Source organism: Haloferax sp. S1W, from assembly GCF_044593955.1.
Taxonomy (GTDB): Archaea; Halobacteriota; Halobacteria; order Halobacteriales; family Haloferacaceae; genus Haloferax.
The window spans coordinates 907,613-925,440 of record NZ_CP172595.1 but is presented as its reverse complement, the minus strand read 5'-3'; the positions used below and the strand labels follow the sequence as shown (position 1 = coordinate 925,440).

The 17,828-nt window shown below is 64.1% G+C and carries 18 protein-coding genes; 7 read left to right on the top strand and 11 right to left on the bottom strand.

What is annotated here, in order from left to right:
* Window positions 1–92: 92 nt before the first annotated feature.
* Window positions 93–3,224 carry an isoleucine--tRNA ligase gene (ileS, locus tag ACH9L7_RS04875; protein WP_396612613.1) on the bottom strand — a complete coding sequence of 1,044 codons (3,132 nt, stop codon included), beginning with the start codon at window positions 3,222–3,224 and terminating at the stop codon, window positions 93–95.
* Between the two features lie 297 nt (window positions 3,225–3,521).
* Between ileS and ACH9L7_RS04870 the strand changes: the two genes are divergently transcribed.
* Window positions 3,522–3,644, top strand: a complete 123-nt coding sequence (locus ACH9L7_RS04870; protein WP_396612612.1) for a hypothetical protein — start codon at window positions 3,522–3,524, stop codon at window positions 3,642–3,644.
* Between the two features lie 63 nt (window positions 3,645–3,707).
* Here ACH9L7_RS04870 and ACH9L7_RS04865 read toward each other — a convergent pair whose 3' ends face one another.
* The 6 genes from ACH9L7_RS04865 to ACH9L7_RS04840 form a co-directional block, all read right to left on the bottom strand.
* Entirely contained in the window at window positions 3,708–4,310 is a 603-nt protein-coding gene (locus tag ACH9L7_RS04865) for a hypothetical protein (protein WP_396612611.1), read from the bottom strand.
* A 57-nt stretch (window positions 4,311–4,367) separates the two neighbouring features.
* Window positions 4,368–4,823, bottom strand: coding sequence for a hypothetical protein (locus ACH9L7_RS04860; protein ID WP_396612610.1), 456 nt, complete (start codon window positions 4,821–4,823; stop codon window positions 4,368–4,370).
* A 52-nt stretch (window positions 4,824–4,875) separates the two neighbouring features.
* Window positions 4,876–5,364: an acyl-CoA thioesterase gene (locus tag ACH9L7_RS04855; RefSeq protein WP_396612609.1), complete on the bottom strand. Its 489-nt coding sequence runs from the start codon at window positions 5,362–5,364 to the stop codon at window positions 4,876–4,878.
* A gap of 78 nt (window positions 5,365–5,442) precedes the next feature.
* On the bottom strand, window positions 5,443–5,886 hold the full coding sequence (locus ACH9L7_RS04850; RefSeq protein ID WP_396612608.1) for a bifunctional nuclease family protein: 444 nt from the start codon (window positions 5,884–5,886) through the stop codon (window positions 5,443–5,445).
* Between the two features lie 80 nt (window positions 5,887–5,966).
* Window positions 5,967–6,596 carry an ArsR/SmtB family transcription factor gene (locus ACH9L7_RS04845; RefSeq protein ID WP_396612607.1) on the bottom strand — a complete coding sequence of 210 codons (630 nt, stop codon included), beginning with the start codon at window positions 6,594–6,596 and terminating at the stop codon, window positions 5,967–5,969.
* Window positions 6,597–6,741: 145 nt separating this feature from the next.
* Window positions 6,742–8,064, bottom strand: a complete 1,323-nt coding sequence (locus ACH9L7_RS04840) for a glycerate kinase (RefSeq protein WP_396612606.1) — start codon at window positions 8,062–8,064, stop codon at window positions 6,742–6,744.
* Window positions 8,065–8,117: 53 nt separating this feature from the next.
* Here ACH9L7_RS04840 and ACH9L7_RS04835 point away from each other — a divergent pair, with 53 nt between their 5' ends.
* Together ACH9L7_RS04835 and ACH9L7_RS04830 are read left to right on the top strand one after the other, a co-directional pair.
* Entirely contained in the window at window positions 8,118–9,788 is a 1,671-nt protein-coding gene (locus ACH9L7_RS04835) for a TraB/GumN family protein (RefSeq protein WP_396612605.1), read from the top strand.
* On the top strand, window positions 9,785–10,408 hold the full coding sequence (locus ACH9L7_RS04830) for a metalloprotease (RefSeq protein ID WP_396612604.1): 624 nt from the start codon (window positions 9,785–9,787) through the stop codon (window positions 10,406–10,408). The genes ACH9L7_RS04835 and ACH9L7_RS04830 overlap by 4 nt, the downstream gene beginning before the upstream one ends.
* Before the next feature lie 334 nt (window positions 10,409–10,742).
* Here ACH9L7_RS04830 and ACH9L7_RS04825 read toward each other — a convergent pair whose 3' ends face one another.
* Window positions 10,743–10,979, bottom strand: coding sequence for a hypothetical protein (locus ACH9L7_RS04825; protein ID WP_396612603.1), 237 nt, complete (start codon window positions 10,977–10,979; stop codon window positions 10,743–10,745).
* Between the two features lie 483 nt (window positions 10,980–11,462).
* Here ACH9L7_RS04825 and purM point away from each other — a divergent pair, with 483 nt between their 5' ends.
* Together purM and ACH9L7_RS04815 are read left to right on the top strand one after the other, a co-directional pair.
* Window positions 11,463–12,440 (top strand): phosphoribosylformylglycinamidine cyclo-ligase, encoded by a 978-nt coding sequence (purM, locus tag ACH9L7_RS04820; protein ID WP_396612602.1) that lies wholly within the window; start codon window positions 11,463–11,465, stop codon window positions 12,438–12,440.
* Between the two features lie 43 nt (window positions 12,441–12,483).
* Window positions 12,484–13,782 carry a cytochrome P450 gene (locus ACH9L7_RS04815; protein WP_396612601.1) on the top strand — a complete coding sequence of 433 codons (1,299 nt, stop codon included), beginning with the start codon at window positions 12,484–12,486 and terminating at the stop codon, window positions 13,780–13,782.
* 42 nt (window positions 13,783–13,824) lie between these two features.
* Here ACH9L7_RS04815 and ACH9L7_RS04810 read toward each other — a convergent pair whose 3' ends face one another.
* Both ACH9L7_RS04810 and ACH9L7_RS04805 read right to left on the bottom strand, forming a co-directional pair.
* The gene (locus ACH9L7_RS04810) at window positions 13,825–14,364 is read right to left on the bottom strand and encodes a CBS domain-containing protein (RefSeq protein WP_396612600.1); all 540 of its coding nucleotides are present in this window, start codon (window positions 14,362–14,364) and stop codon (window positions 13,825–13,827) included.
* Between the two features lie 43 nt (window positions 14,365–14,407).
* A complete protein-coding gene (locus tag ACH9L7_RS04805; protein ID WP_396612599.1) occupies window positions 14,408–14,767 on the bottom strand; it encodes a DUF555 domain-containing protein in 360 nt (119 codons plus the stop codon).
* Between the two features lie 357 nt (window positions 14,768–15,124).
* On the opposite strand from ACH9L7_RS04805, the gene ACH9L7_RS04800 reads away from it, so the two are divergent.
* Together ACH9L7_RS04800 and psmB are read left to right on the top strand one after the other, a co-directional pair.
* The gene (locus ACH9L7_RS04800) at window positions 15,125–15,301 is read left to right on the top strand and encodes a hypothetical protein (protein ID WP_396612598.1); all 177 of its coding nucleotides are present in this window, start codon (window positions 15,125–15,127) and stop codon (window positions 15,299–15,301) included.
* 133 nt (window positions 15,302–15,434) lie between these two features.
* Window positions 15,435–16,166, top strand: a complete 732-nt coding sequence (psmB, locus tag ACH9L7_RS04795) for an archaeal proteasome endopeptidase complex subunit beta (protein WP_396612597.1) — start codon at window positions 15,435–15,437, stop codon at window positions 16,164–16,166.
* A 102-nt stretch (window positions 16,167–16,268) separates the two neighbouring features.
* Here psmB and ACH9L7_RS04790 read toward each other — a convergent pair whose 3' ends face one another.
* Window positions 16,269–17,798: a hypothetical protein gene (locus ACH9L7_RS04790; RefSeq protein ID WP_396612596.1), complete on the bottom strand. Its 1,530-nt coding sequence runs from the start codon at window positions 17,796–17,798 to the stop codon at window positions 16,269–16,271.
* Between the last annotated feature and the right edge of the window lie 30 nt (window positions 17,799–17,828).

Here is a 17,828-nt window from a genome sequence, read left to right as displayed (position 1 = left end):
CTACATTTTACCACGGTTGAGCGACGCTTCGGCCGACAATGGCGTCGCTCCGCGGTCTGAGACTGGGCAAAAATCGTGTTGTGGCGGGCTGCTCAGTCGAGTTGCGTGACCGCGATGGTCACAGTGACATCCTCGACATCCCACTCTTCGACCGTCTCGCCCTCGGCGCGACCGAGTTCGAGTTCGCGGGCGCGAACCTCGTCGGCGATGAGGTCGCGGTTCTCCGCGACGAATGCGGCGACGCGGTCGTCTGCGACGTCGATGCCAACGTCGATTTCTTCTTCGACATCAAGGTCGAGTTGCTTGCGCATCTCCTGGATGCGGCGGATGACGTCGCGGGCGTAGCCTTCGGACTCGATGTCGTCCGTGAGTGCGGTGTCCACGTAGACAGTGCCGCCTTCGAACTCGGCACCGGAGACGTTCTCCGGGGGTTCGGCCACGTAGGAGACCATCTCGTCTGTGAGTTCGTAGGTCTCGCCATCGACTTCGACGCCGGATTCGACCTCGGCACGGGTGAGGCCTTCGACAGTGCCCATAATCTTCTGGGCTTCAGCGCCGAACTCCGGCCCGATGACACTCATCTGCGGTTCGGCCTTCTCGACGAGTTCGTCGAAGATTTCGACGACTTCGACCGAGCGCGTGTTCACGCGCTCCGAGAGGAGGCCCGAGAGGGCAGTGACTGCCTCGGCGATATCCTCGTCGTCGGACTCGACGACGATTCGCGTGACGGGCCAACGGAGTTTGCGGCCGCCCTGCTGTCGGGCGTGGGCCGCGGCCTCTTCGACATCGCGGAGAACCGCCATGTTGGCTTCGAGTGCCTCGTCGCGCAGGTCCTCGTCGACCTCGGGGTACGAGAGCATGTGGACGGTCGTCTCGCTACCGTCGAGGCGCTGGTACATCCGCTCGGCCATGTACGGCGCGTAGGGCGCGATAAGTCGGATGGACTCGGCGAGGACCGTCGAGAGGGTCGCGTACGCGCCGAGTTTGGAGTCCGATTCCTCTTCGTCCCACATGCGCTCGCGGATGGCCTTCACGTAGAAGCGCGACACGTCCTCCGTGATGAATTCCAGAAGCGTGTTGAGCGCGGTGTGAACCTCGTAGTCGTCCCACGCCGCGGCCATCTCGGCTTTGACGGTCTGGAGACGCGAGAGCACCCACTCGTCGACGACGGTGAGTTCGCCCTCCGAGAGGTCGGCCTCGGCGGGGTCGTAGCCGTCGAGGTCCATGTAGGGAAGTGGGAAGCGGAACACGTTCCAGAAGATGTTGAGCGTGGACTGCATGTCCGCAAGTCCATCCCAGTCGAACGAGAGGTCGACACCCTGCTGGTCGTGGCTGAGGAGGTACGCGCGAAGCGGGTCGCGCCCGGCGCGGTCGATTGCCTCCTCGGGCGTGACGATGTTGCCGACGGACTTCGACATCTTCCGGCCGTCCTTGTCGTTGGCGAACCCGTGCATGAGAACCTCCTTGTACGGAGACTCGCCAGTCGCGGCGGTTCCCATACCGAGTTGCGACCAGAACCATCCGCGGGTCTGGTCGTGCGCCTCGATGATGAGGTCGGCGGGCCACAGTTCCTCGTAGGCCTCCGTCTCGCCGGGGAAGTCGAGCGTGCCCCACGTGGCGACCGAGGAGTCGATCCACACGTCGAACACGTCAGGGACGCGCTCGTAGGTGACGCCGTCTTCCGTGATGGTGATGGGGTCGACAGAGGGTCGGTGCAGGTCCACCGTCTCGGGGTCGATGTCCTGGTCGGCGCGCTCGGCGAGTTCCTCGCGCGTGCCGACGACAATCATCTCCTCTGCACCCTCGGCGTCGGGGTCCTGCGGGACCCAGATGGGAAGCGGGATGCCCCAGTAGCGCTGGCGAGAGATGTTCCAGTCGGGCGCGTCGCTCACGAAGTCGTGGAAGCGGTTGTCGCGCGCCCACTGCGGGTGCCACTCGGACTCCTCGATGTTGTCGAGGAGTTGGTCTTTGACGTCCGTGACCGTGATGAACCACTGGTCCGTGGCGAGGAAGATGATGTCCGTGTCACAGCGCCAACAGTGACCGTAGCGGTGGTCGTGTTCACCGGCGTGGAGCAGGTGGCCGTGTTCGTCGAGGTCCTCGATGACCTGCGGGTTGGCATCGCGGACGAAGGTGCCCGCGTAGTCGCCGCCCTGCGCTGTGAACTCGCCTTTGTCGTCCACGGGAACGAACACGTCGAGTCCGAGTTCCTGCCCGCGGGCGAAGTCCTCTTGACCGTGGCCGGGCGCGGAGTGGACGAGTCCCGTGCGGTCGGCTTCGACGTAGTCGGCGGTGTAGACTTCTCCAGCACCCTCGAAGTCGGCGTACTCACCGAGCACGCCTGCAAGCGGGTGGTCGTACTCCCACCCGACCATCTCTTGGCCGGTGACCTCGTCGAGAACCTCGAAGTCCTCGTAGCGACCCTTCTTGAGTACGTCTTCGACACAGGGTTTGGCGAGGTACAGCACCTCGCTCTCGCCGTCTTTCTCGGCACGAACTGCCTGATAGGTCATCTCGCCGTCGACGGCGACGAAGGTGTTCGCGGGGATGGTCCACGGCGTCGTCGTCCAGATGACGAGGTTGCCCTCGCGGCCCTTCAGCGGGAACTTGACGTAGATAGACGGCGATGTGATTTCGTCGTATTCGACCTCGTTGGCGGCGATTGCGGTCTGACAGCGCGGGCAGTAGTTGACCGAGCGCTTGCCCTGCTCGACCAGTCCGTTTTCGGCGACCTTCGAGAACGCCCACCACGCCGACTCCATGTACTCGGGAGACAGCGTCTCGTAGGGGTTGTCCCAGTCCATCCACGTGCCGATGGACTTGAAGTCCTCGTCCATCGCCTTCCGATTGCGGACGGCGAACTCCTTGCATTTCTGGATGAACTGCTCCATGCCGAACTCCTCGATGTCGCGCTTCGAGGTGAAGCCGAGTTCCTCTTCGACTTTGACCTCGATGGGGAGGCCGTGCATGTCGTAGCCGGGGCGGTCGGTGACGTGGTGCCCCGTCATGCGCTTGTGCCGGATGACGGCGTCCTTCAGCGTCTTGTTCCACGCCGTGCCGAGGTGCATCTGGCCGGACGTGTACGGCGGGCCGTCGACGAAGAAGAACGACGGGTCGTCGGCGTGTGCCTCCTTCGTCGCCTCGTACGCGTCGTTCTCGTCCCAGTACTCGCTGACGGCGGACTCGACGTCCGCAGGCGTGTACTGGTCTGCGATATCTTCCATACCCCGACGTTCTCGTGGATATATATCAAAACGGCGGGTCTGGTCCGCGTCCGCCGGTCGTTCCGCCGGGTCGGACTCAGACACGGGAGACCCTCCGCCGTCGGGGCGCAGCCGCCCGCGAGCGCGTTCGCGGGGTCGGTCGTCTGGTTGCTGTTCGCTGTCGATGGTCTGCTGTTCGCTGTCGATACGCCTGTCGGGTGTGGGTCGTGTGTCGCTCCATTTGGGGTTCCGGTGGTCGTGGTCACACCGGACGGGAGACCGCTGTCGCTCGGAAGTCGATACGGACGGGAGTCGAGGATGAGTGAGATGCGAGGCTACTGCCCCGCAATAATGGGCGACGGGGCGACGACCGAGCGCCGTGACTGGCCGACCGCGGGCGGGCGGCGCGGGGTCCGGTGTCGTCGCATGCTGTTCGAATGAAGTCCCGGAAGCGACATAACGCTTACTCCGACGCCGACCCGCGGTCCGACGCCGACGCCGACACTATCGGTCCGACCAGCGACCGACGCGGTGGGTGGCCACGACCGACTCGGCCGCCGACCCGTGCGTGGTTCCGGACTCGTCGTCGCGCTCGAACATCCGGAGCGTGGCGTTCGTCGGTGCGGCCCCTCTCGCCACGTCGAACTTCGAGAGGTGGGTGCAGACGAGTTCGTCGGCGTCGAACGGTTCGAGGTCGGCCGGCGGCGACCGGCGAATCGGGAGGGCCGCGTCGCGCCACCCAGTCCACGACGGCGACTGCGCGACGTTGTAGAACGCGGCGGCCTCGCGGGACATCCGGACCTCGAACAGGAGGACGAACGAGTCGCCCTCGGCCCACAGCAGGTCGTTCGAGTACTCGCCCTGCATCGCGCGGTCGGTGAACACGTCCGTCTGGTCGTCCGGCGGGTCGGCGAACAGCCACCCGCGGAAATTGGCATCGTCGGGGAACGACCCCGTCACGTACCGCTCGTCGGCCGGGTGGAGTTTCGAGTGACCGGTATCGGCGTGGATGCGACCGCTCACGGTTCGTCGAACGTCGGCGAGACAGCCCGAGAGACCGGCAAGCGAGAGTGCGGCGGCGCTCGAAAGGAGGGCTCGGCGGTGCATACCGTCGTGTGACGCGGGAACGACATAAACGTCCGCCGTGACTCGAGTCCCGGTGGCTCAGCCGAAGTCAGGCAGGTCGTCCGGCGCTTCGTACTCGGACTCCCAGTCGATGTAGTCGTCTTTGAGCACGTCGCACACTTCTTGGCCGAGTTCGGTGAGACCGGCGTTGATAGACGACACCTGCCCCCACGAGGTCAGTTGAGAGTGGAGTTCTCGCTCCTTCCAGTCTTCGGGGATGCCCGGCGCGTGGTAGCCGACGCGGTCCGCGAAGTCGTCCCAGAAGAAGTCGAAGTACGAAAGCAGGTCCAGTTCGAGGACGACCTGCCACTGGTCTTCGGTGACGGGCGTCTCGGCTGCCCACGCCTCGAACGCCTCGGCCCACGCGCCCTCTCGAAGCAACTCCTCCAGTTCGGTTCGCTTGAAGTCGGCGTCGGCCGCAACGTGCGCGTCCTCGTACTCGTTGGGGTCGACTGTCGGGAGCGTCGGCGGGTCGGGGACGGGAACGTCGAGCATACTCAGGGGTGGGTCGGCTTCCCGGATAAGGGTTCGCCGCGGTCGGCGGTGATTACTCGTTTTCCATGCGGTCGATGACGTCTTCCAACTGGGCGGCGCGAGCCTCGACCGCCTCTTCGCGGAGGGCTTCCTCCTCGGGCGTCGGACATTCGAGCCGGGGAACGGGTGTCGGTCGGCCGTCGTCGTCGAGCGCGACGAACGTCAGGAACGACGACGTGGTCTTGCGACGCTCTTCGGTCTTCGGGTTCTCCGCGTGGACATCGACCTTCACGTCGACGCTCGTGTGGCCGACGTTGAACACGTACGCCTCCATGACGGCCACCTCGCCGAGGTCGATGGGACTGATGAAATCGACGTGGTCCATCGAGGCGGTCACACACTGGCGGTTGGAGAATCGCATCGCCGCGATTGCCCCGCAGATGTCCATCCAGTGGAGGACCGCCCCACCGAGCGCGCGGCCGAGATTGTTCGTGTCGTTCGGCAGAAGTAGCTCGGTCATCTCGGTTCGCGATTCGGCGAGCGTGGACGTTTTCTGGCTCATGCGAGAGCCGTCGCACTGGGGGGGCTTGAAATCGTGGGACCTGCGTTCGGCGGCGAAACTGTGGGACCCGAGTCGGCCTTACTCATCGAAGTCCACATCGAAGATTTCGGGCGGTTGCCCGGCCGCGTCCAGCACCTCGTCGGAGATGAGAATCGGGCAGTCGACGCGGACGCCGAGGGCAATCGCGTCGCTGGGGCGGGCGTCGAAGACGAACGACCGCACCTCACCGCTGTGGTATCGTTCGGCGTCGACTTTCGCGTAGAACGTCCCGTCCGAGAGGTCGTCGATGCGGATACTGTCGATTGCACCGCCGAACTCTGTCACCATCTCGACCAACAGGTCGTGAGTCAGCGGTCGCTCGAACTTGTCGCCCGCAAGTCCGAGTTGAATCGCCTGCGCCTGGTCGGACGTGATGACGATGGGCAAGAACTCGTCCCGCGCTTCGAGAATCACTGCTGGGACGTTCGTCCCGTCCTCGCCGACACCCACCCCGATACCACGGACCTCGGCACGGTGTTTCATACCTATAATAGTTTGCGCGGGTACGAATAGTTACCCCAGCAAAGCGGGGAGGACTGGAAAAATACGAGACAGATGGCAGATTATTGTCGGTAGTATTGCACCACTGCGATGGCGAGTAAGATGACGAGTCCGCCCGCGAAGAACGCGATGCCGGGAGGTATCGCTTGCCCGACAACTGGTGCCGCTTCGCTGGCTGCCTCAGTCGTTGCGAGCGAGACGCTGTCGGCCTCTGCGCCACCTGTCTGCGCGAACGGGAGCAACGGACCGGGGCCACGGGTCGCGAGCCACTGGATGAACGCCGCGAGGAGACCCAAGACGGAGACGCCCCCGAGGAGGCTGGTCAGCGCAGTCGCAAGACCGCTTCGCGTCTCCTCCGTCGCGGCAACGACGACGAGTGGGCGGTCGGCGGGTGCGTAGACCTTCATCTCGCGGCCCTTCTCCGAGTAGACCGTATCGATGACCTCGATGAGGCCTGCCTCGTCGAGTTTGCCGAGGTGGTACTGGACGTTCTGGAGAGAGGTATCCACTCGGTCGGCGAGTTCGGCGGCGTTCGTCGGTTCTTCGTGGAGTACGCCAAGAAGTCGCCGGGCCGTCTCAGACGAGAGTGCCGAAAGCAGGTTCGACGCCTCGTCGTCGTCGAGTCCGATAACACGGGGGGAAGGCTCCTCGGCAGCAGAGGTATCGCGGCTGGAGGGCAGCAAATCTGCCATACGAAGTGCTACTACGCCGAAGGATACAAACTTGTTGTCACCGACACCGTCCGCGCCGTAGTCGGTCAACGCACCGTACTTAGCCGCTCCTCGCTGGGTTCGACCGCTCCCCACCGAGCTTGACCGCTATCCACGGGTTCGACCGCTACTCACCGGATTCGACCACGAGCACCCGAAGGTCGTTGACGTTCGTCCCGGTCGGTCCCGTCTCCACGAGGGCGTCGGCGTCGCGGAGCGCCGGGAGTGCGTTGTTCGTCGCCAGCGAGCGATATGCGTCCCGAGGTGTGACTGTTTCAGCGTCCACGAGCGCGCCTGCCACGTCGGTCCCGCCGTCTTTGCCGTCGGTGTCGATGCTCGCAAGCACAGTTCCGGCAGGTAACTCGGGGGCGGCCGCGAGACAGAATTCGAGATTCGGCCCGCCCAAGCCGTCGCCGCTGACGGTCACTGTACACTCGCCACCAGAGAGAACCACCGCAGGAGCGTCGAGCGGGTTGCCGGTCGCGTGGACCTCCTCGGCGATAGCGACGTGCGTCTTGGCCGCTTCGCGGGCCTCACCGCGGACGCGCGAAGAGAGGATGAGCGGGTCGTATCCCCGCCCGCGCGCAACCTCACGAGCAGCGTCGAGCGCGGTGAACGTGTCGGCGAGAACGTGGTTCGTCACGCGGTCGAAGACTGAGTCACCCGGTTTCGGTGTCTCTCGAATCTCACCTGCGGACCCGCGTGCAAGTCGCGTGCGAACCGACCGGGGGACATCGAGGTCGAATCGGTCGAGCACGTCCAGCGCGTCGTCGTAGGTCGTCTCGTCGGGTGCGGTCGGCCCGGAAGCGATGACGCCGAGGTCGTTTCCGACCACGTCCGAGAGGACGAGACCGACCACCGTGGCAGGGGCGGCGATGCGGGCGAGACCGCCGCCTTTGAGCGTCGAGAGGTGCTTTCGAACCGCGTTGAGGTCGTCGATTTCGGCACCGCTTTCGAGCAGCAGGTCGGTCGTCTCACGGAGGTCAGAAAGCGGGACACTCGGTTCGGGTGCCGGGAGAACCGCGCTCGCGCCGCCCGTGACGGCGACGAGAACCAGCGTTCGCTCGTCGAGGTCCGAAACGAGGTCGACGAGTCGGCGCGTGCTCTCGACGCCCCGCTTCGACGGGACAGGATGGTCGCCCGGCAGTCGCTCGATTCGGTCGCCGGTTCCGGGGGTGGGCGTCACGACAACGCCGTCATCGATTCGGTCACCAAGGATTTCTTCGAGCGCGTCCGCGACGCCGTCGCCAGCTTTCCCGCCGCCGACCACGAGAATCCGGTCGTAATCCGAGAGGTCGTACGTCGTCTCCGCGACCGTGAGTGTGTCGCCGTCGAGGGAAACCGACTCGCGGACGACGCGGTCGGGAAGGACGGACTCGACACCGGCGCGGAGGCAATCGAGCGCGACCTCGTGGGCCGCCGTCGGGGTTCGCGCGTCGAACTCGTGCATGGTTCGTGGGTGATGCCGACACGGATAAAAACCGTGGGCCGGTAGTCCCGGCGATGAACGATTCGTCGCCCGGCGAGGGTCACGTCCACGTTGTCGGCACGGCCCACGTCTCGGCCGACAGCGTCCGAGAGGTCGAAGAGACCATCGAAGCGGAAGCCCCGGACGTGGTCGCGGTCGAACTCGACGAAGGACGGTACCGACAGTTGAAGGGTGGGACACCCGACGACATCGAAGCGCGCGACCTCCTGCGGGGGAACACCGTCTTCCAGTTTATCGCCTACTGGATGCTCTCGTACGTCCAGTCGCGCATGGGAGACAAATTCGACGTAAAGCCCGGCGCGGACATGCTCGCGGCCGTCGAGACGGCCGAAGACTCGGGCATCGACGTGGCGCTCGTCGACCGCGACATCCAGACGACCATCCAGCGCTTCTGGCGGCGGATGGGTCTCGTCGAGAAGATGCGCATGGCAGGCGACCTCGCGTTCGGCGTGGCCGACGCGCGCGGTGTCGGCGCAATCTTCGGCATCGCCGTCGGCGTCCTCCTCGGTCCGCTCGTCGGTCTCTACGGTGGCACGGTCGGCATCTCCGAGATGATTCTCACCCGAACGGCGACCGGCGCAGTCGTCGGGGCCGCGGCAGCGTACCTCCTCTACACCGTTGCGACGTTCGTCCTCGACGGCGACGACGCGCTTCTCGCCGGTCTCGGCGGCGGTGCAGCAGTCGGGCTCGTCGGTGGGGTCGGTCTCGGACTTGGCACCGGCGTCGTTGCGTCCGTTCTCGGCGGCCTCGGCACGACAATCGTCGGGAGCCTCGTCCTCGGTATCCTCACAGGAATCGTCGTGGGTGTCGCCGCAGGGAGCGTCCTGAACGCGCTCGGTCTGTTCGCACCCGCCGAGGACGTAGAGGAGTTCGACATGTCGGAACTGACCGACGGCGACGTTGTGGCGGCGATGATGGAGGAGTTCCGCCGGTTCAGCCCCGGCGGCGCGGAAGCGCTCATCGACGAGCGTGACGCCTTCATCGCACACCAACTCGTCGCACTGCGGCAGTCCGGCCACCACGTCGTCGCCGTCGTCGGCGCGGGCCACAAAGCCGGAATCGAGGGGTATCTCCAAAATCCGTCGACACTTCCGCCGATGGAATCGCTCGTCGGCGTCGCCGAGAAGGACGGCTTCCCGTGGGGGAAGCTTATCGGCTTCGGCATCACCGCCGTCTTCGTTGCGTTCTTCGTCCTCCTCGCAATGGCTGGCGTCGGTAACGAACGCTTGCTTACCATCTTCGGCGCGTGGTTCCTCATCAACGGCGTCTTTGCCGCCGGTCTCGCCAAACTCGCTGGCGCGCGGTGGACGTCCGCGCTCGTCGGCGGCCTCGTCGCGTGGATGACCTCCATCAACCCGCTTCTCGCGCCCGGCTGGTTCACCGGCTACGTCGAACTCCGGCACACCCCGGTCAACGTCGGCGACATCGGCACGCTCAACCGCATCCTCTCGGACGAGGAGACGCCTCTCACGGAACTCGTCAGCCAGATGTTCGACGTGCCGCTTTTCAAACTCATCATGGTCGTGGCGATGACGAACATCGGGAGCATGATTGCGAGTTTCCTCTTCGTGACCTACGTCCTCCCGGTCATCGCGGCCGACCTCGGCGGCATCAGCGGCGTCACAAACCTGATGTTCGAGGGCGCACGAAATAGCGCCGAACTCCTCTGGAGGACCCTTACGTGAACATCACCTTCTCGTCGCGCGAACTCCGTGACCTCGTCGTCGCGTGGTTGGCGCTCGGTCTCGCGTTCGCTATCTTCTTCGCGGGCGGAGGACAGCGCGCCATCGGACTCCTCTTGAGTGGGACGTTCGGCCTCGCGCTCCTCGTCAGCCTGCTCACCGCGGGTGTGGCGTTCCTCTTCCACGAAGTCGCACACAAAGTGGTCGCCGTCAGATTCGGACAGGTCGCCGAGTTCCGCGCCGACTACGGCATGCTCGGTATCGCGGTCATGAGCGCCCTCATCGGGTTCATCTTCGCCGCACCCGGCGCAGTCCACCACCGCGGGATGCTCACGAAACGCGAACACGGCCTTATCGCGCTCGCAGGCCCGGCGATGAACCTCGTACTCGTCGTCGCGTTCGTGCCGATATTCGTCGCCGGGGTCGCCCTCAACTCGGGACTCGTCGAACTCGTTGGCGCGCGTGGGCTAGTCATTAACGCCTTCCTCGCGGCGTTCAACATGCTTCCTTTCGCCTCGCTCGACGGGCGAACGGTCAAGGCGTGGAGCACACCCGTCTTCGCCGGTATGTTCGCTGTCTCGGCGCTCCTGACGGTGGTATTGCTCCTGTTCGTCGGGTTCTGAAGTCGCGCCCGACTGCTCGGCGGCTAATTTTTTGCGACGCAATCGGACGCGAACAGCGGGTGCTCCGAGACGGGCGTCTCGCTCGGTGCAAGAGAATCAGAAGGTGCCACCAGAGGAAGGAACTGCGTGGGGAGGTTCGTGAAGGGGTAGGAACGAGGGGCGGTTCGGGACCGGACGAGGGGCAGGTTCGGGACCGAACGAGGGGCAGGTTCGGGACCGAACGAGGGGTAGGTTCGGGACCGAACGAGGGGCAGGGGAGGGGACCAATCGACGCCCAGGGGGACGGGCGTGGTGCCGGCGGGAACTGAGGACGACGCCGGAATGTGCGTCTTGTCTAGTCCTGTGCGTGGTCGCGTCCGAGGACGAGCGCGGTCACGTGCAGCGCCAGCAACCCGGCGAACAGGGGCAGGTCGCCGCCTCCGAGGCCTGACGCGAGCAGGGGAAGGTACGCGAGGGGGAGCGCGATTGCTGACCAGAACGCGAGCGTCTCGAACGGTTCGAGTGCAACTCGACCAAGCGTGGCCGCGAGGTCCAGCGCGACTGAATCCGAGGTGGAGGGTATTCCGGACATCGTCACTTCTGCATACCACCGGGACCATCATATAAGGGGCCGAGCGTTGCGTCGAATTTGCTCGGTTTTCCAACTCTTTAGCCCGAGCTAGACAATTTACGCACCTACAAGGAGAACTTTCAGACGTTTTATTGAGGAGTTAAATCGGATTAGACGGTTTATAAACCGTTCTAAGAGTGTATCTCTGTGACAGGTCAGTGTGGGTGGTGCGTGACCAATCGGACACGCACAGGCGCTTCAGAAGTAGGCGTTTACCGGACTGCACACCACTCCGAGTGAGCGCAAACTGCACCCCACTTCGGGCGAGTGCAACCCACTAGTAGCGCTGCATACTGTCCAACACACTCGGGGGTTGTTCACTATCGTCTCGCTTCCGTCGCCGATATTCCGTCCCCGGTATTTCGGCACTACCACCGGCATATACGAGAACATGTATAATCCATACCCACTGATTTTATATTTCGGCCAATCTCGTACACGAACATGACGAACGACGACGACTCCGAGGGGATGACCTACGCGGACGCGGGCGTCGATATCGAAGCCAGTGAAGCCGCAACGGCAGCGCTCGTCGCGCAGGTGGGCGGCGGTTCAGGAGATTACGCCGGTCTGCTCGACATCGGCGACCGATATCTCGGTCTCGCAACCGACGGCGTCGGGACGAAACTCCTCGTCGCGGAGGCGCTCGGGGATTACTCGACGGTCGGAATCGACTGCATCGCAATGAACGCGAACGACCTCGTCGCCGCGGGCGTCCGGCCCGTCGCGTTCGTGGACTACCTCGCGGTCGACAAACCGGACGAGATGTTTGCCGAGCAGGTCGGCCAGGGCCTCGCCGCAGGTGCCGAGGAAGCGGCCATCGAACTCGTCGGCGGCGAGACGGCCGTCATGCCGGAGGTCATCAACGGACTGGACCTCGCGGGGACCTGCGCCGGTCTCGCGAAGAAAGACGCCATCTTCCCGGGTGAAGCCGAACCGGGCGACGCGCTCGTCGGATTCCCGTCGTCGGGGATTCACTCGAACGGACTGACGCTCGCGCGCAAGGCCGCGACGAAAGACGGCGACTACACGGACGAGTGGGACGGCGACGACTACGACACCATCGGCGAGGCGCTGCTCGAACCGACGCGCCTCTACACCTACCTGCTCGACGACCTGCGCGCTGCTGACACCCGCGCCGCGGCCCACGTCACCGGCGGTGGCTGGACCAACCTCGAACGGATGGGCGAGTTCCGCTACGTCGTCGAGGACGCCTTCGAACCGCACGCTATCTTCGACTTCATTCAGGAGAAAGGCGGTGTCTCCAACGAGGAGATGCACACGACGTTCAACATGGGAACCGGGTTCGTCGCCGCAGTCCCCGAAGAGAACGCCGAAGCCCTCGTCGAAGCCACCGACGGCCGCGTCATCGGGCACGTCGAAGCGGGCGACGGCGTCGCGATTCGCGGACTCGAACTGTAGTTCGGCCGAATCATTCATCACTGTTCTTCGGGTTGTAGAACGTGTGACGCGAACACCACCGACACCCAGCGGCTGGCCGCTTCTCGGGCATACCGTCGGCTTCGCGGCGGACCCCTTCGGCTTCGTGGCCGACATGCTAGCTGAACACGGTGTGGACAGTACGGTCGGTCTCGACCTCCTCGGAATCGGCCGGTTGTACATTCTCGCGCATCCGGACCACTTCGAACGGGCGTTCGTGACCGAATCGGATGCCATCTCGAAGGGAAACGAGTTCGACGCAGCGTTCCGTGATGCCATCGTCGCCGTGGAAGGAGAAGAATGGCAGAAGCAACGGAACGAACTGGACCCGTTTTTCCACTGGGACCGCGTGACTGAGTACGCCTCAGTCATGCGCAAACAGGTGGAGCGCAGACTGGCGGCGTGGCCCGATGAGGGGACGCTTTCGGCGGAAGCGCAGATGAAGAATCTCACGTTGGAAGTCATCTTCGCGACCATACTCGGGCGCGAACTCGAACTCGACGGCGACGAACGGATTCGGACCGCGGCCGATGGCCTCAACGGGCGGTTCGCCCCGCAGTCGTGGGTGCTGCCGTCGTGGGTCCCCACACCAAGTCGCCGCCGATTCAACAACTCCGAGCAGATTCTCCGTGAGGAAGTTCGCACGCTCGTCGAGACGGCCGACGAAGAGAGCCTCACTGCCCGTCTCGCCGACGCCCTCGGAACCGAGTACCCGAAGACGGTCGAGTCGATGGAGAACCAACTTGTCGGGATGATTTTCGCTGGCCACGAGACCACTGCGCTCGCACTCACGTTCACGCTCTACGCGCTGGCGTCGAATCCAGAGCCGTACGAGCGCGCCGTCGAAGAAGTCGACCGCGTCATCGGTGACGGCCCGGTGACGACGGCGGCGATGGACGAACTCATCGTCCTCGAACGCGTCATCAAAGAGGCGCTGCGACTCTATCCGCCGGTTCACACCCTTCCGCGCGAGACGACCCGCCCGTTTTCCGTCGGCGACCGAACGATTCCGGCCGGTTCGGACATCCACCTGTCTATCATTCGCATTCACCGCGACGAGCGCTGGTACGACGACTCATTTTCGTTTCGACCGGAGCGGTGGGAGAAAAACAAAGACCGGCCGAAGTACGCCTACGTGCCCTTCGGTGCAGGGGCGCGGAGTTGTCTCGGCCGCGCCTTCGCGCTCACCGAGGCCAAAATCGTCCTCGCAACCGTGCTTCGAGATTTCGACATCGAGTGGGGGAAAGACGAACCACTCGAAATCACGCCGGAGATGACGACACAACCGTGCGGTGAGACGCCGCTCGTCGTCCGCCGTCGCTAACGTCGGTTCTAACGCTGGCCGAAATCCGGGGCCCGAAATGCCTCAGATGTGCGCGGCGATGTCGGCGTCGGTGATGATGCCGACCGTCTCTCCGCCTTCGACGACGAGGATAGCCGAGTTGTGGTCGAGGCCGCTGCTCACCTCGTCGAGTGTCGTATCCAGTTCGACCGTGGTGAGACCCTCGGACATGACTTCGCTCACGGGTCGTTGCGTCACGTCGTCTTCCTTGACGTGCCGGATATCACTGTTGGAGATGAATCCGAGCGGCATCCCGTTATCGATGACCGGCAACTGCGAGAACCCGGCGTCGAGCATCAGGTCGCGTGCCTCGCGGACCGAGTCGTCGGGGGCGACGCTTCGAACGTCGATGTTCATCACGTCCTCCGCACGGACGATTCGGCCCTCAGCCTCGTCCAGTGCCTCGACGATACGGCGAAGCGTCGAGAGACGCGGGTCTACGTCACCGCCCTCGATGCGGGCGATGAGGGGCTGTGAGACACCCGCCATGTCGGCGAGTTTGCTCTGCGTTAGCTCTAACGACTTCCGGCGTTCCCGAAGGTCGTTCGGCGTGGGGAGTTCCATACCGAGGGGATAACCCACGGTTATGAAAAAAGCTTCTGGTCGCTTAGGCGTCGTCTTCGTCCGCGAACTCCATCACGTCGATAACGTCGAGGGGAACGTCACGGAGTGCGCCGCCGACTTCGCTCTTTGCGATGCGAGAGGCGTGCTTTTCGCCGTCCGCGTTGAAGACCTTGATTTCGAGGAGGAGGCCCACGAGCGCGGTGTTTGCGGCGATAAACGCCGAGTCGAACGGTTCGCCACAGGCGGGACACGGGGTCGCACCGACTTCGACTTCGACGTACTCTTTGTCCTTTTCGTTGAGACGCTTTCCGGCTTCGCTGACGGCGACGCCGATGGCGTCGTCGATGCCCTCGACGTCCCGTACTAGCCAGGCCGCCTCCATCGCGACGAGATAGTTGGTCATAGTGGACGTACGCGACGAGGGGGTTTCGTGCTTTGTGGTTCGGACGGACGAGTGACAGAGAGTTCCACACGAGGATTCGTCCTCGCCGAGGACGACCCACTCCGAAAGAAAGTCGCCTCAGACCGAGCGTCTTAGCGCCTGAAATGAACGCGGAACTGCGGCGCACGGCATTTCGATAATCGCCATAACTTATGCAAAAGTAGTCTGCTGGTCATGTGATACGCACGACGAATAGTCGCTCTAGTTGGAGAAAATACAAGTAGAGTTGAATCGCAAGACAGCGCCGGGGTGGGAGTTCGGCCTCGGAGGGAAAACTTATCACTGGGGACGTCTCGACCCCAAGTTGAGGACACGGCAATGTTCCAACGCCTGACGCAGACCGCGCTACTCGCCGCCTACCAACTGTCAGTCGCGACTGGCATCGCGCTACTCCCGGTCGCACTCGCCGCCCGCAAAATGGGCGTGACCCTCCCGGTTCACCGCCTCGTCGAAACAACTGGAGACGCGTACGAACGCGTATCAGCCACCAAGTAGGACGCATACACCACGTTTTGTCTGACTCCCGACTGGTGAGCGGCAGCACTCGCGCCGCGTGTCAGACACCACGACACCGGCAACGGCGAGGTGAAGGGTTGCATTTATCAGCGCCGAAGTGCAATCGCTGACAATGCGTACCCCGACTCACGACGAGTTCTCTGGCCGTCTCGACTCGCTCAACGGCGACCACTCGAACGTGTTCGGCCCGGAACTCGGCGAGTTCTCTCACGCCGAGCGACGCGCCACCGAACTCGGCGACAAAGAGACGAAGACCGGAACGACGACGGTCGGTATCAAGACCGAAGGCGGCGTCGTCCTCGCGACCGACATGCGCGCGAGCATGGGCTACATGGTCTCCTCGAAGGACGTCCAGAAGGTCGAAGAGATTCACCCGACGGGCGCACTGACCATCGCTGGCTCGGTCTCCGCCGCACAGTCACTTATCAGCAACCTGAAGGCCGAAGTTCGACTCTACGAGGCCCGCCGCGGCGAAGACATGAGCATGCAGGCGCTCTCGACGCTCGTGGGTAACTTCCTCCGTTCCGGCGCGTTCTTCGTCGTCCAGCCCATCCTCGGCGGCGTCGACGAAGAGGGCGGCCACATCTACAGCATCGACCCCGCCGGGTCCATCCTCGAAGAGGAGTACACCGTCACCGGCTCCGGCAGCCAGTACGCCCTCGGTGTCCTCGAGCGCGAATACAGCGACGACCTGACGGTCGACGAAGCGAAGCAGGTCGCCACGAACGCCATCCGCGCAGCCGTCGAGCGCGACCTCGCATCCGGCAACGGCATCAACATCGCCGTCGTCACCGACGAGGGCGTCGACATCCAGCGCCACCAGAACTTCGAAGGCCTCGAATAAGGCCACCCTCGGTTTCTCTCCGCTTTCGCGGCTTCACGGGAGTCAGCGACAGCGCTTTCAGAATGCTAAGACAGTAAAATCGCCGCTGTCGAACGAGACCGCTTAGAACCAGTCCGAAAACGCTCCTTCGAGGAGTGTCTCAGACTGCTGTTCGACGTACTCGCGCTGCATCGCGTGCAGTGCCGTCTCGAAGTCGGCACCGTCGTCGAGGTGGTCGCGGACGCGCGCGCGCTTCCAGTCGGCCGGCGTCACACCCGTCTCGACGCGCTTCCGCAGAGGTTCGAGGTAGTAGTTCGCTTCTTCTTCGGAACACCCGGCTAACCGGAGGCCATCGCGGGCGTGGACGAGCAGGTCTTCGTACAACTCTGCACCGCCGACCTCGTCGCCGTCGGCGTTTATCCACCGCAGGTCGCCGTGTGCCCCCTCGCGCATCGCGGTGTAGAAGTTCTCCTCTGCGGTCTCCCAGTCCATGTTGATGGCGGGATGTTCCTGCCGCGGCAGGCGTTCCATCAACCCCGCGAAAGCGGCTTGGAACGCGAGCGAGTCGCGGACCGTCGGTTGGGCGGCGATTGGCCGGAACTCGATGCGGGCGTTCGCCGACGAGCGAGTCGCGCCGTCGAACACCGGGCGAACCCAGCGCCAGTAGGTGCCGTGCTTCCGGCGGAGCGTCGCAAACTTGTCGTCGAAACGGTCGCCGCGGGTGACCGACATCGGAACCATCGTCGAGTCGTCCGCGACTCGGTCGACAGCGTCTTCGACGGTGCCGAGGTCGTCCGGGAAGCGAACCTTGTCGTGGTCACCGGCGTTGAGGACCGTCTCGAACACCGCGATTCGGTTTTCGTCCCAGCCCTCGTCGAGTATCTGTTCGGGCGTCGCATCGTCGTCGTAGAGGTCGGCGGGGAAGAACGGCGAGTTGACGCCGAGCGCGAGAAGCGGCCCGGCGGCGCGGAGCGCGTAGTTGAAAAACAGCGGGAGGTCCACCGCGTGGGAGACCTGATAGTGCGGTTGAATCGAGGTGATGAGCGACTCGGGCATCACGGTGTCGGCTTCGAGCGTGACGTGCGGCGCTTCGAGCGTCATCGACGACGGGGCGGTCGGACCGTTCGCCATCGCGTGATACCGAACCGACCCGGACATGTTGGTCGCGAGGCGGACGCGCTTGTCGGAGATAGAGTCAGTGAGGTACTCAGTGGCCGATTCGCCGACCGGCGGAATCGTCCACATGCCATCGGAGACGAGTCGCATTCCTTCGGCGGCGGTGCAATCGAGCGCGGCGGAGAGTCGAGCGCGAACTTCGGAACTCTGTGCGCGGAGTCCGTGAGCGTTCAGCGGTTGGGGACTCGTCGTCATCTCGGCGTTGTGAAGCCCCAACTCCTTCTCGAATCCCATGAGTTCGAGCAACCGGCGCGGAACTCGCATGAGCGCGTTGGTTCCCTCCCCGTTTGCGGACCACCGGCCGTCCGAAACGGCGTAAAACTCGTATTCGAGACCGACTATCGACTGGTGGTTATCGAAGGTTCCCTCACGCAGTTCGCGCTTGACCACCTCCGCGTCGGATTTCGCTTGTGCTTCGAACTCGTCCGCGTCGACCGCGAGCACGTCTTGCACACGCTCCGCGAGGTCGTCGCTCATACCCGGCGTTCGGACCCCAATCCCCTTTAA